Raw genomic sequence first — 13,494 nt, 5'->3', positions numbered from 1 at the left:
AAAATATCGACTTGCCCGCCTGGGATTCGTTTTTTTAAATCCTTCCACTTCAGGTTACACATTTCACTCAACCGGCAGCCGGTGGAGTAAAGGAAACGCAGCATCAATTTATAACGAGAATTTGGTTCTGAGTGGATTAGCAATAAAACTTCCTCTTCTGTTAGGATGCGTTCACTTAATTTTTTCGGTTCGGGTGCTAATTCAATTAAGCCTCCTACGTTATCCATCAGATATCCACAAGCTTGCCCGAACGACAGTAACGATTTGACTGCATATAAACGCCGGTGGATTGAACTTGGTGCATAACCCTGTTGTTCCAAGGCACTAGCAAACGCTGCTACATCATCAATCGTCAGGTGGGTGAGGGGCCGGTTTTCCACAAACGTCTTAAATTGGGCGATGTCCTGCCGGTAAGCTGCAATGGTATTGCCGGTTTTGCCACCCAACCACAACTCAATGAACTGCTCATCGGTCGAACAGTCTGTTAGTTTTACCGTGCTGTGTGCTGCTTTTTTGTGCCGGTAGGTCAACATGGGATTTTTCTACCCCGAAGGATACAACGATCCTACTACCTGTAAGGAGAAAAATAGTCATAAAGCTGGAGTTTATATGGATGGGTGGTTTGGGGAAAATTATTGTCAAATAAGTAGTGGTTATTTGACGTTGAATGAAAGGCAATTGAAAGTAGGGTTTCAATCGCCTGAACTCCCTGCTGGGCATCGGCTTAGGGTCGCCAAATCTTCTATGGGTTCTTATGAGGAAAACTACCGTTCGCTCGTTTTTGTTTTCCTATGGTGCCGGTTTAAAAAAAAGAGGTCACTTCTTGGAGTTGTGTCAGGTTGCTCGCAATATGGCCCCATATCCCCCCCAAGAGTGCTCGTTTGGCACAAGTGTGAGCTACCATTCTCCTCTCTTAAATGTGCTAAAGCCGGCATTTAATAGCAGACTTAAGGGTAAAATGGCCAACAGAATACACCGGCCCCTCTCCCGCTGCTCCAGACGACGGACTTGGCCCCGATGAATGAAATGGCCAACAGAATACACCGGCCTCCAAACCCGATAACAAAATGTCATCCCCCACCAGCCTAATCGCCTGATGTGGGTATCCAACTTCTACCGGCTTGCCGCATTGGCATAAGATACAACTCTTAGCACTGCACTCAATCTGGTATGAATAATATAGATAGAGCCTAATCCTCCAGCATTGGAATCTGGCACACAGACAAGGCTAATTAACCTGAATTCGGGTTAAGCAGATGGAGGTAGAGCAAAATCGATCTGAAGCGAAGGCTTCTTAGGTTAATGACATGCTTGCAATCAGACCACCAAGGATGTTAACCATTAAACTAGACATAGAAGGAACTCGCTGAATTGTTATTTTCCTTATTTCAGCTTACACAGTTCCTCCTTTCCTTATCCACTCCTTATCCCGAACTCAGATTACCTATTAAGCTATTTTCATTTTAGGAACTTGGGGGATAGCCAATAACAATTACACTGAGTTGCCATATTAGAATTGCCAGATTTCCTTAATAATCGGCAATAAATTTCGTACCCATAAAAGCTATTCCTTTGATAGCGACATAGAAAACAATTTTTGATAGGCTTTTCGTCATAGTAGTATTGGATATTTTTTTGGATATATATACTTCTGATTGTCTGACTGTCGGGAACGATCACAAATTCCCATTCAAAAATTAAGGGAGATTCCTGTAGTTCTATTACTTCATCTAAACCTATATTCTTAAATAAGCGACTTTTGTTATCTTGATAAAGTACAAAGAAGTTATAACGAGCCGAGCAACTGTCATTTGGCTTCAACCCATTAATACACTTTCCAGAACAGAAATCCCCTTGAGACTCTTTGTTAAAATTTAAAAATTTTACGCTTTGCTCTTCAGAAAGTAAACAAGACTTTATTACTTCAATGTCAGCTTCATCTTTAACATTTAATTCAATAATTCGGTAATTAGATTGGATTTTCTCCTGACTAGACAAATGAGTTACAGCAATTTCAATAAAAATCTTATCGCCCCGTTCATTCGATAATGATAAATCAGGAATAAAATTACCGACTCTAGTTTCTAGGTTAATTGTGGGGAAATATCTAGTTAAATCAAAACGGGAAGCTTCTTCACCTAGCTCACACTGGTAATTAAAATCTTTTCCATAGAAAGTGCAACTTTTTTTCATTTTTAAGACTATGAAAAATCCTTGTTTGTTTTTAAGGCAAGAGTTATAGGTTTCCCAAAAAGTTTGTTTAGCTAGTTTATGTAAATATGTTTCAGGTGAGCAGTTATTTTCAAAATCAATTTTATGGCGAAAATGCTTCCTGCGCTTGACTCCCAAGACAGGACTCAAAGCACGGCTACAACTCAAACAGGTAAAAGTTTCAGAGCTTTTCCAGTTTTTAGGAACTGTATCGATGTCAACTATGTTCCCCGCAGAATTACAGGCATATCGATATTTAATGGAATCCATTGTCTTATGATGGTTAATTGTTAATTCTTCCCACTCTAATCCTAATGGAGCGCGACAAATTTCAGGTTCTCACGCAATTTTGGTGATGGGTGTTAAGGCAGAAGGCAGCTATGCTGAGGGCAGAAGCAAAAAGGCTATTTGGTGCGTATCCGCGAAATGCGTGAGTCTGTGAACTTTGCAGAAGGCAGCTATGCTGAGGGCAGAAGCAAAAAGGATAAAAAAGTTAAGAAAGAAAATTGTAATCAAGGGATGTGCGACGTTAACTACATAACTAATGGTTTAGATGTCAAGCATAAGCTAAGTTGATCGGGTTATGTGGGGACATCCCTAACTGTTAAATCTGCTAGATGGCCTGTGGATGTTGAGGTGGTGAGGGATTTTTAGATGTCGGTGCAATACTTGGGGGCTGGTGGAAACCTGAGAAATTCTTAAACTCATGCTGTTTCAGACCGGCATAGAGAAAATGTACATCACCAGCCTCCCCGCCATCATCGGCATCGCCAGCGCCAGCAACACCATTGGGTTCACCGCCATCACCCGCAGCCAGAGATTTCACCGGCCTCTCCGCCACGACTGGCATCACGAACTTTAGCGACCTTCTTGCCATCACCGGCTAATATCGTATCCCACATACCACCAACTTCCCCTACACCTTGAGCCACACCGGCTCCTGCTGGATGTAACAAAGCCGGTTCATCTGCCAGCGGTGAGGGATGTCGAGGGGCCAGTGAATTTCGAGAAGGTTGGGAATATTGAGAGGCCGGTGGAATTCGCTCATGCCAGTAGATCTTGAGGGGTCAGTGAACCAGTCGGAGTCCTTGGATGTTGAGGGGCAGGTGAAGTTGTCAGCGTCAGGGAATATTGAGAGGCCGGTGAACCTGCCAGAGTCCTTGGATGTTGAGGGGTCGGTGAAGATAAAGACTCCCATGGACGCGCTATATGGCCGGTGAACCATTAGAAGCCGGTGGCTCTCTGAGAAATTCTTCATAATCATGGCCATTTTAGGCCGGCTCTGAAAAAATGTATATTACCGGCACCCCAGGCGGACAGCGGCCAAATAGCGTGTCCCACATACCCAACAAAAACATGGACAAATTACGGCACCGGCACTCCAGACGAACACCGGCCAATACCGTATCCCACCGGCACAGAAGAAAAACATAGACAAATTCCCGACATCCCTGGCAAACACCGGCCCCCTCCCGTATCCCACCGGCACCCATCAGCAGTTCAGTAGGCAAATGCAGACCACCGGCCTCCAAACTAACTCCAAATAATGCGATCCGCCATCTGCCTCCAAACCCGATATGCCCATCCAACTACCGGCCCCTATACACAAGTAGAGAATAATTTACCCAAGTTTGTAATCACGCAATAAGATTGGGTCAACTAAAAACCTAAGTGCGATTCCCCGGTATTGGGTTCTGGAGAGAGCGAAAAATTTCAGAGTCTTCCGCACTTTTGGTGAGTATAGGCATTATCTCCCGCCTCTCCCCCCAAGGTCTTGATAAACGGAAACGCCTCATCCCGCACAATCCGCAGCATTTTCTGGGAGTCGGTGAGATTTTTGCGATACAACCAGCGGCTGCGCTGCTTACCGTCAAAAAAGATTCGGTCTTTAACAGGTCTACTCAAGCGTTGCGCCTTCTTCTCCTTGGCCAGTTCCAGGTCATCCAACCGCTTGATGAACAGCAGGTAAGAGACTTGCTCTATTACCGAAAGGGGGTTGCTAATGCCATTATTCCAAAACGTCGTCCAAAGGCGATCGACCTTGGACTTCATCTCACCTGTAATCATCTGTTGTTACTTCTGGGGGATGCGCTCCGCTTGTTTTGTGCTACAAGCAAGCGATCGCTCTATCTACGTTAGTATTCTTTGAGAATCTGCCCCCTAACTACTCTATGATATTACCCAACACTTGTGTTTAGAAGCTTTGAGCTAATTCATCGCTTTTTCTAATTATTGTTTGATAAGCCTTTCACCTTTCTCACCCATGTTTATTAATGATGAATATTGTTGTTTTTTCAGTTGGTCCCATTTTTCCTCATCATGTTCATGGTGGTTCCCAAAAAATTCTTAGAGAGATTACTTTGTATTGGGGAAAAATGGGGCATCAGGTTAATATTCTGTGTACATTTCGTAGGGATAATGCTGAACCTTTTCAGCTTGGCCAAAATGTTTTTGTTTTACCAATACTCCATTTAAAAGAGACGTATCCTGAACCTTACTATACAGCCCCTTATAATTTATCGAATCTTATAGTTGACATCCGTCGTGCAGTTGAAGCCGCAGATGTACTTTATGTGCATGATGGCGAACTACTTTACCATTTCCTATACAACGATGTGCCGACTGTAGTGTCTTTTCGTGACTTCGTTTACCCTGATACCCTGGCAGGAGCGTTTTCCTTTCGGCGCGACCTCCTCATTCTCAACTCACAGTATGTAGCTAACTGCGTAATAGACGCATTCTCTACTTTCTGCCCATCAGTGGTAGAGCGGCTCCGAGTTATTCCAAATGGAATCAACCTCTTACACTTCCGTCCTAGTTCAACTAACCAAATCCGCCAACTAATTGTATTACCAGAAACAGCAATTCCGATTCTCTATCCTCATCGACCAGATCCCCGAAAAGGAATCTATGAGGCTATTGAAGTAATGGCAAAGCTGCGCCAACGGCTTGGTAAGATTGGCGACGATCTTAAATTATTAATCCCCCTCTGGATTGATGAACAGGTTGCCAATGACAGTAAACATATTTACCAGACAATCTACAGCCAAGTGCAGAATTATGCCAATGAACTCAATGTTGGTGACCTTATTATTTATCATCCGTGGATTAGCTATGAATTATTGCCAGAGTATTACTCCCTTGGACGGGCTACCCTTTGCATTGGTAACTTTGTTGAAGCATTTGGTAATAGCTGTGTTGAATCTGTCGCCTGTGGTACCCCATGTGTTGTTTCACGAGTTGCAACATACCGCGATCTCTTGCCCGACAGCCTGATTACCAAAGTTGATTATGGCGATTTAGAAGCAACAGTAGACGCAGTTGAGGCAGCCATTAACAGTAGATATAACATTGATGAAGCACGAGAGTTTATTGACAGCACCTATGGATATGAACGTATGCTAGTTGAATATGAGAAAGCTATAACTGAAGTTCAGCTAAGTTCACCAATCCAGGAAACCTATTCAAAACTGTTATCATCTAGCGATCTTCTTAAAATACCAGCCTGGTGTTATTATGGAACTCATGGCTATTACAACGATTACAGTTATGGGTACGAGAATAATTTAATTGTCCAAAAACTCTTTAAGCAATTTAAATTTCCCACTACTGTAGCAGAAGTGATCAAAGCGGGGTTTACTATTAACGAAATTGAAAACCTATTGAGATCGGGTTTATTAGTAAAATCATGCTCCTCTTACTTATAACTTTCAAGAAGGGATTGGCTTTAGAACAGTGGCTAAAAAAAATATACTTGTAATTATTGATAGATGGTATTGGGCTTTACATCGACAAATCATTGGTTTACAGCCTTTTATATCTGATTATTATGATGTTAAAATTTGCACTCCAGACTCCTTAGACAAGAAAACTTTTGATGAAAGTGACGTAATTTATTTGTCATTTTGGAAACTCCCATTCTGGTCTCGTGATTTACAAAAGTTATGCCAAATTTACGCTAATAAAATAATAGCGGGTATCCATTCTCATTATTCTATTGAGCAAGAAGTTAATGTTTTAACAAGGCCTGATAAAGATGTGGCGCCTTCAGAAGCAATTCAAGTCTATCTTTCAAAATTCAAAGCATTAGGTACTATTTCACCTAGGCTATTTAAATTGTTCAAAGATGTACACGAAAATGTGTACTATTTAAAAGCCGGAGTAGACGAAAAACTATTTACACAAAAAAATCCGGTTGAAGTTAATAGGAGTAAAATCAGAATAGGTTGGGCTGGTTCAACTCTAAACCATTCTGGCAAAAGAGGTTTCGCTAATATTTTACAACCATTACAAAAAAGCTATAGCGATATTTTTGATTTTAATTTTTGTATTGAACACATTAACGGCAGAAATTTTGAAGAAATGGATTCCTTCTATAATGAAATAGATTTGTATATTTGCGTCAGTAGGAGTGAAGGAGCATCAACTCCAATCAGGGAAGCTCTTTCCTGTGGTAGAGCTATTTTATCTACTAATGTTGGTGATGTTCCTGAAATCATTAAATCTAACTATAATGGCTGGATTATTCCTGAATGGACATTAGAAGCAACAGTAGAAAATTTACTATTTTTAAATAGTAATAGAAGCCTCTTAAAAGCTTGTGCATTAAATGCTCGAAAATCTATTTTAGACAGTTGGACATGGGAACAAGTAGCGCCCTATTGGTTGACAGCATTTGAAGCTGTTATCGGTAAATAACCTGAAAAAATTTACTTTGCTGTATCCGCATTTTTTACCATACTTGAATTATGAATTCATTAGCATATAACCCAATAATTATCATTGGATGCAATCATTCTGGTACAAGAGCGCTCGTTTCTATATTAGAAAAGCTAGGTAGTTTTAGTGGTCCTATTGATAATCCCTGGAAAGAACATCAAGATTTTTTACAGTTTCATAAAACCCTTATGCAAATTGAATTTGGAGGCGATTTCTGGTATAAAAATGATTTAATTGAATCTTATCAAGATAATTTTAAATATAAGGTTCTTGCTCAAGAGTTTGCTAGGCTTGTTGAGTTTAAATACCCTCAAATTTTAAATCAATATTGGCACTGGAAATGTCCGCGTTCTTCTTACTTTTTACCTACTTGGTGTGCTGTTTATCCCAAAGCATTATTCATTCACATAATTAGGGATGGTCGGGATGTGGCTGTAAGTTTATGCCAATCAAATGAACAAACTATAATTGCCGATATAGAATATGCGTTTAAACTTTGGAACATACATATTTCAAAGATTTTGTCCTGTTTGCCTGCGAAAACTATCACTATTAAGTATGAGGAATTACATACAAGTGTAAATTTAATTGCCCACCAACTTTTGATAGAAGATGAATCCAAAATAAATGAAGCACAAAACCTCATTAAAATTAAGGTGTATCAAAAACAATTTACTTGTCATCTCCAAAGCCAATGGTTAAAAGAATTAGGATATTTAACCTAAACTAAAAAAAACAAATAATAATCAAGGATTTATTATATATTATTCAGACCAATTACCAAAAATTGTATTTATAAGTCTAAATAGTTTTCATTGTGAGGAGTAAAAAAGTTACACGAACCCCTTAATATACTATCATTCATCTGGGGATATTTTTGTTGATTATATTGTATGTAATTCGGTAAATTTAATTCCGGTAGGAGAGCGAAAAATTTCAGGGGAGATAGGAGAGAAAATGGGGTAGGATAACCGGATGCTGCAATTATCTCAACCTGTCGTCTAGTCTACCAACTAAAGATAGTGTTGCTGGGCATTAGCCTTATGATCTGGCGTCGTGTACTTGTCAGCAGCAACAGCACAATCGAAGACCTCCATCACATCATGCAACTGACGGCGGGGCTGGTCAGATATCCACGCCAAGATGAACTCGGGGTAAAGCCGAGAGGTAGAGTCGAGGCGGATGTTGCCATCCCGCCCCTCTCTAACGATCCCGTGCGTGCGATTAGTGATGGGATGCGGATGGAAATGCCTTGGCTGGTTACAGGCTATGCCAACAAAATAGCAGTTGGAGATGGGGTATTGATTTGGCAGGCCGGGGAGATTGGATGAGGGGATGATGCCGGTGTTCGGAGAAACAAGTATTCAGCCTGAGCCTATTAGTTATTAGAGAAGTTTAGGCTATCATGGGGCCGATGGATTTTTTGGAAGTCGGTGATTTTGTGAGAGTCGGTGGAACTTGCTCGTGCCCTTGGATGGGGGTGGGACAGACGGATGTTGAGGGGTCGGTGGATCTGTTAGGGGCCGGTGGATCTGTTAGGGGCCGGTGATTTTCCCAGCGCCGAATGATGTCATGGGGCCGGTGGACTTTATGAAGCCGATGGATTTGGGAGTATGTGGAACTCCAAGGGTTCTTGGATGGGGTGAGACGGATGGATGTTTGGGGGCCGGTGGATCTGTTAGGGGCCGGTGGATTTTTAGGAGCCGGTGAACGTAGACAAGCTCCTGAACGTAAACAGGCCGGTGTCTCGCTTGGAAATTAAAAAACTCATGGCTGTTTCAGGCCGGCATAAAGAAAACGGGCGTTGCTGAAGCACGGGTATGATACGAGCAAAAATACGGGAGGGGAGTCGAAAATGATTTCCCGGATTTTGATGGGGAATTGGAACATCTCCAAATTTTAGATAATGAATTAGTAATTTAATTGAATACCCTAGCATTTTTTCACACTTAGAATAACAAAGAGTTTTTCTTTTTAACCGAGCCAAGTAATGTCTGAGTCTTGTATTTTCACCTTCAACTCTTGTCCTATAGGTTTTGCGGTGGGATCTGGTCTCCATCCGGTATAAAATGTGGGTAAACTTTCCAGCCATCCGTTACATAAAAGTAGCATTCCCATTTACTAACTTCCGTCCATAGTAGTTCAAAACTTTTGGCGCTATGGTCGCCTAAAACCCATGCTAAAATACCAGGCTTAAAATGGTCTACCGCTGTCCAGAGCCAGGTTTTGTTTTTTTTGAACCCACAAATGTTTGTAATTCATCTAACTCTCCCACTTCGGGGGTTGTTTCTGGTTCGTAAAAATCTGGTAAGAGTTTCCCTGCTTCTTTTACCCAATTAATGATTGTAGTATGATGTACATTTTTGATTCTTTCAATTGCTCGAAACCCCAGGCCATTAACATACATTTTTAGACATTCACGCCGAAATTCTTTGGAATATCCTTTTTGAAGCTTATAATCATCTATAAATTGTCTTTTACATCGGACACAAATATAATTTTGCTTACCTTTTTTATGACCATTTTTATTGACATGAGTAGAATTACATTCGGGGCACTTCATAATATTGCTTTTCAATGTGTGTTATTTTTGACGCTCTGAGGACAACTTTATCATACCATAGTTCAGCAACGCCAATCCGGTTTATATAGGCTCTTTTGGGTGGTCGTTTTTTTTACCAGTGCTTTTTGCATCCTGCTTACTATGAGCGGAGGCTGTTGCTTGCTCCACAGATAAGTTACCTTTTTTAAGCGGATTTGGTATGATGCGGGTTCGTCGTTGGGAGCTTGCGGAACCAGTCCACCCTAAAGCAACATAAAAGATAGCGGAGACTGTGCTAATCTGTTTATCTTGTTGATTCCTAGAAATTACAACATTTTACCGATTGTGCCTCAGTTCCTCTCTTGAAAACGCACTGGCATTCGATCTGATGGATAAATTAAAAGGTTTTGCTGCAATTGTTCAAGAGACGAACGACCATTGACTAATTCCCAATCGAAGTGGCGTAGCAATAATGCTAACATCATCGTTCCTTCAAGCATTGATAAATGCTCTCCTAAGCAACGATGCGGCCCTGATCCAAAGTCTATCATTGGTAGTGAAATCGTTTCCTTATTCTTGTCTAACCAACGTTCCGGCAAAAATTCTTCTGGATTGACATAAACTTCTGAATCTCTGCCGGCTGCAAGCATTGACCAAGATACTCTTGTCCCACGCGGAATTATCTTACCCTCAATTACAGTATCCCGTTGTGCCTCTAATGAAGTCGAGCCGGAGGCGACTGAATAAAGGCGCAGAGTTTCCTTGATGATGGCGCGAATATATGCCAATTCTTTTAGGCTTTCTAGGTTTATTTCACCTTGTTCTTGCCAAACTTTATCAACGATATCCCTCGCTTGTTGAAGCACTCTAGGATTTAAACTTAATTCCCCAATTGCAAAGGATAAAGTATGGGCTGTGGTGTCAGTTCCGGCTATTAATAGCTCAACGACTTCTGCTATTAAGCTGTCGCGCTCATATTGCGGTTCTTTAGCCGCAATTCTTACTAACATTGATTCCCTAAACAAACTACTAACTTGCGAGAAATCAGGTTGATTATGTTCTCTCATCTGTAGCGCTAACTCTACGCGGGGGGTGAGAAATTCGGCTAAATATCGCTTTGCTGCCCAATAATCCCGTGAATTCTGAGTTGGTAAATATTTCATCCAAATTTTCTCGCCAGCAGCTTGTCGCAGGAAACGATAACCTACAACAGACATCGCTTCGTACATCTTATTAACTTCCAAAGACGGCCCTTCAGGACTAGGGCTATTTCTATCTACAGGAGTACCTAGTACAAGAGAGGAAATTACTCTCATTGTTAGTTCGACAAACAGAGGATCTACTTCAACTTCTTTTGAGGGAGTAACTTGTTTAAGGGTTTCAATGACTTGTTCGCAGGCTTGGCTAATTATTCCTGCATATTTGGAGAGACTGCTCGAACTAAATTCTGGATTCCAAGCTTTTCGTCGCCACTGCCACTCGGTTGTTGTCTCTCCGATCATAATTGGGCCACTGATATCATTCCATGCTTGGCGTAATCGCTTCGATCTAATTAAGCTACCATCTCTCATTCCATTGATAATAGTATCTTCGATTACTTTTGGTTTACTTAAAATAACAACTGGTATCCTGCCATTCCAGATGACGTACATCGGGCCTAACTGCTTGCTCCAATCAAAAAATTGGCGAAATAATTTCTTCTGTTTGACTGCTGCTAATATCTGTGGGAGATTTCCTAAAAGCCAGTGTTTTGGAGGCGAAGGAAGGGATTGTAATGATTTGTATGCTTCCTTTTCTTTCCACCATCGCCAACTCAGTACAGACCCTACGCTAGTAAAAACTAAAACTGGTACTAGATATAAAAATAAAGAAGAGCCATTTAGTTGAGGTGTAATATTTTGAAGCATAAATTCATCCATTTTTTGCTAAAATTTCCTTGATACTACTTTGAGAGGCGAATTAATCTCGATAACTAGCCTAAACTATAATCTGGTTCAAACTAAACCAAGTTAGCTTGGAGCTTATAAGCTTGTCAAGATTTAAAGAAGTTCTATTATAATTTATTTACATAAGTTTACAAATAAATAAACGTCAATGATGAATTATGCAATGAAACTTTTACTTATCACGGGCAGAGTTACTGTAGCGGGTTGCACGCCATCCTAGATAGGGCCGGTTGGGGGCTTGGGGAGGCGTACCAGAAAGGGCAATCGGATTAAGTTTAAGGATTGTAAATTATACAAAATGTTAGGAGGCGTCTCGCTGTAATTCCCCCCTCCAAACCAAGCCGACCTCTGGATCTACTCCTTCATCGATATGCTCAAAACTGCGCTTCTTGAGCATCCGCATTCAAACATTGTTTTCTGGCTAGATGAATCTGTTAAAGCCAGTGAATCTGTCAGAGCCGATGGATTTGTAAGAGCCGGTGGATATGACAATGCAGGCAAATTTTATGAGGTCAGCGGATCTGTAAATGCCGGTGGATCTGTAAAGGCCGGCATTTACGGTGGCGCAAGCGAATCTCCAGACACCGATTACTCTGCTGGATGGCCGGTGGATTTTTTGGGGCCGGTGGATGCGGGGACACAGGCAAATGTTTGGGGGTCGGTGGAGCGCGACCTGAACTGGTCAATTGGTAAGTAGGGCCAGCCAAACGCCGGGGATTCATACCCCCTACCCTCACGGAAAATACCAGTAATGGTATGGTCACGCCCGATTAGGTAACGAAAACGGCGGAATGCAGACCCCGAAAGTAACCTAGGCTGACAGCCCCCCTCAGTCAGGAGCAAGAGGGATTCTCTTAAAGGTGAACGCAAGTGAACTGTCGCTTAAACTGCGTCATCCCCTAACGGGCCAAATAAGGCTGACAGGCCCGAACCAAAAAGTAAGTGGGTGGTTTTGATGGTTTCACCTCATCAAAACGTATGAACGAACTCCCACCGCAGAAAAGACAGCACCTACAGAGAGAACAGACAACCAAGCGATACAACAGGGTAAACCCTACAGAGTCCATAGGAAGGTCGAAACCTATGGTAAGCCGACCGTAAGGAAAGCAGAAGTCTCTGGGGGGTAGAGGATGAGGCAAAAAGCGAAAGCCTCCCTGTAATGAGGAGGATAGGGGTTCAAAATTTGCCCCTGACCGAAAGGGATAGCAGACTTGCCTTGGGTCTTATGAGAAAGAGACCAGACAATAAAAACCGTATCTGAGGATAAGTTAGATGTCGGAATCACAACCAACAAACGGACTAAAGAAGCCACTAGAAGATTGGAGCCAAATTAACTGGCGAAAAATCCACTCATTGGTTAGGAATTTACGTCAAAGAATCTTTCTCGCTCGAAAACTTGGGTTTCTGGAGAAGATTAAGAAGTCTTCAAAAGTTAATGTTAAGAAGCCACGCAAATCTACTACTGTCAGTTCGGAGAATCACCCAAACCAATAAAGGAAAAGCAACGGCAGGAATTGACAAAGAAATAGTCAATACCCCTCAAGCTAGGGTGAAGCTGGTAAACAACTGGAAAGGCTCAAATCAAGACCCAACTAGACGGGTAATGATAGCAAAGCCTAACAGTAAGTTACGACCGCTAGGTATCCCAACCGTGCGCGACAGAATCGACCAGGCAATAGTAGTTAACGCGCTAGAACCCGAATGGGAAGCTGTGTTTGAGCCAAATAATTACGGTTTCAGGCCCGGTAGAAGCTGTCAAGATGCTATAAAGCAGAGTTTTGTAAGACTTTGCAGACTTAGAGGCGCTTGGGTTTTAGAAGCTGACATCAAAGGATTTTTCGATAACATTGCCCATGAATCCATCTTGAAGCAATTAGGAAATTTTCCTAAACGGGATTTAATCCAAAGATGGTTAAAAGCTGGTGAAAGTCTTGAAAGGGGAATATAACCCTACAGAGACGGGAACACCGCAAGGGGGGGTAATTTCACCCCTACTAGCTAGGGCTTGCTGAATCAGTGAGAAAAGTAAACAGTGTAGGGATTTTCCGACCAAAAAAGTAGTAAGGGTGCAAGAAA

15 protein-coding genes and 1 pseudogene are annotated in these 13,494 nt (G+C 41.8%); 9 read left to right on the top strand and 7 right to left on the bottom strand.

Translation table 11 applies throughout. The features are described 5' to 3' along the window. A partial coding sequence (locus NG798_RS25585; protein ID WP_261226551.1) for a site-specific integrase occupies positions 1–533 on the bottom strand: 533 nt, incomplete at its 3' end. A gap of 925 nt (positions 534–1,458) precedes the next feature. Next, on the bottom strand, positions 1,459–2,481 hold the full coding sequence (locus NG798_RS25580; RefSeq protein WP_261226550.1) for a hypothetical protein: 1,023 nt from the start codon (positions 2,479–2,481) through the stop codon (positions 1,459–1,461). 436 nt (positions 2,482–2,917) lie between these two features. Here NG798_RS25580 and NG798_RS25575 point away from each other — a divergent pair, with 436 nt between their 5' ends. Continuing rightward, positions 2,918–3,073 (top strand): hypothetical protein, encoded by a 156-nt coding sequence (locus NG798_RS25575; RefSeq protein ID WP_261226549.1) that lies wholly within the window; start codon positions 2,918–2,920, stop codon positions 3,071–3,073. A gap of 54 nt (positions 3,074–3,127) precedes the next feature. Here NG798_RS25575 and NG798_RS25570 read toward each other — a convergent pair whose 3' ends face one another. The 3 genes from NG798_RS25570 to NG798_RS25560 form a co-directional block, all read right to left on the bottom strand. Then, positions 3,128–3,259, bottom strand: a complete 132-nt coding sequence (locus NG798_RS25570) for a hypothetical protein (RefSeq protein WP_261226548.1) — start codon at positions 3,257–3,259, stop codon at positions 3,128–3,130. 223 nt (positions 3,260–3,482) lie between these two features. Then, positions 3,483–3,800 (bottom strand): hypothetical protein, encoded by a 318-nt coding sequence (locus NG798_RS25565; protein ID WP_261226547.1) that lies wholly within the window; start codon positions 3,798–3,800, stop codon positions 3,483–3,485. A gap of 124 nt (positions 3,801–3,924) precedes the next feature. Next, positions 3,925–4,278: a type I restriction-modification system subunit M N-terminal domain-containing protein gene (locus NG798_RS25560; RefSeq protein WP_261226546.1), complete on the bottom strand. Its 354-nt coding sequence runs from the start codon at positions 4,276–4,278 to the stop codon at positions 3,925–3,927. A 206-nt stretch (positions 4,279–4,484) separates the two neighbouring features. Between NG798_RS25560 and NG798_RS25555 the strand changes: the two genes are divergently transcribed. From NG798_RS25555 to NG798_RS25535, 6 genes are all read left to right on the top strand, one after another. Continuing rightward, positions 4,485–5,918 (top strand): glycosyltransferase family 4 protein, encoded by a 1,434-nt coding sequence (locus NG798_RS25555; protein WP_261226545.1) that lies wholly within the window; start codon positions 4,485–4,487, stop codon positions 5,916–5,918. A 28-nt stretch (positions 5,919–5,946) separates the two neighbouring features. Beyond that, complete coding sequence (locus tag NG798_RS28065; RefSeq protein ID WP_261226544.1) at positions 5,947–6,909, top strand: glycosyltransferase family 4 protein; 963 nt, start codon at positions 5,947–5,949, stop codon at positions 6,907–6,909. A gap of 50 nt (positions 6,910–6,959) precedes the next feature. Next, entirely contained in the window at positions 6,960–7,655 is a 696-nt protein-coding gene (locus tag NG798_RS25545) for a sulfotransferase (RefSeq protein ID WP_261226543.1), read from the top strand. 258 nt (positions 7,656–7,913) lie between these two features. Beyond that, a complete protein-coding gene (locus NG798_RS28300) occupies positions 7,914–8,261 on the top strand; it encodes a hypothetical protein (protein WP_375339005.1) in 348 nt (115 codons plus the stop codon). 83 nt (positions 8,262–8,344) lie between these two features. After that, positions 8,345–8,479, top strand: coding sequence for a hypothetical protein (locus NG798_RS25540; RefSeq protein ID WP_261226542.1), 135 nt, complete (start codon positions 8,345–8,347; stop codon positions 8,477–8,479). Continuing rightward, complete coding sequence (locus NG798_RS25535) at positions 8,476–8,640, top strand: hypothetical protein (RefSeq protein WP_261226541.1); 165 nt, start codon at positions 8,476–8,478, stop codon at positions 8,638–8,640. Before NG798_RS25540 ends, NG798_RS25535 begins: the two co-directional genes overlap by 4 nt. A gap of 166 nt (positions 8,641–8,806) precedes the next feature. Here NG798_RS25535 and NG798_RS25530 read toward each other — a convergent pair. Next, positions 8,807–9,493: pseudogene (locus tag NG798_RS25530) on the bottom strand (IS1 family transposase); the annotation flags it as partial. Positions 9,494–9,822: 329 nt separating this feature from the next. Beyond that, positions 9,823–11,391, bottom strand: a complete 1,569-nt coding sequence (locus NG798_RS25525) for a cytochrome P450 (RefSeq protein WP_261226540.1) — start codon at positions 11,389–11,391, stop codon at positions 9,823–9,825. A 397-nt stretch (positions 11,392–11,788) separates the two neighbouring features. Between NG798_RS25525 and NG798_RS25520 the strand changes: the two genes are divergently transcribed. Further along, the gene (locus tag NG798_RS25520) at positions 11,789–12,115 is read left to right on the top strand and encodes a hypothetical protein (protein WP_261226539.1); all 327 of its coding nucleotides are present in this window, start codon (positions 11,789–11,791) and stop codon (positions 12,113–12,115) included. A gap of 738 nt (positions 12,116–12,853) precedes the next feature. Further along, positions 12,854–13,366 (top strand): reverse transcriptase domain-containing protein, encoded by a 513-nt coding sequence (locus NG798_RS25515; protein WP_261226538.1) that lies wholly within the window; start codon positions 12,854–12,856, stop codon positions 13,364–13,366. Positions 13,367–13,494: the final 128 nt, after the last annotated feature.

The sequence above is a fragment of the Ancylothrix sp. D3o genome (genome assembly GCF_025370775.1).
Taxonomy (GTDB): Bacteria; Cyanobacteriota; Cyanobacteriia; order Cyanobacteriales; family Oscillatoriaceae; genus Ancylothrix.
The sequence above is the reverse complement of the archived record's forward strand: the minus strand, read 5'-3'. Positions and strand labels throughout refer to the sequence as shown.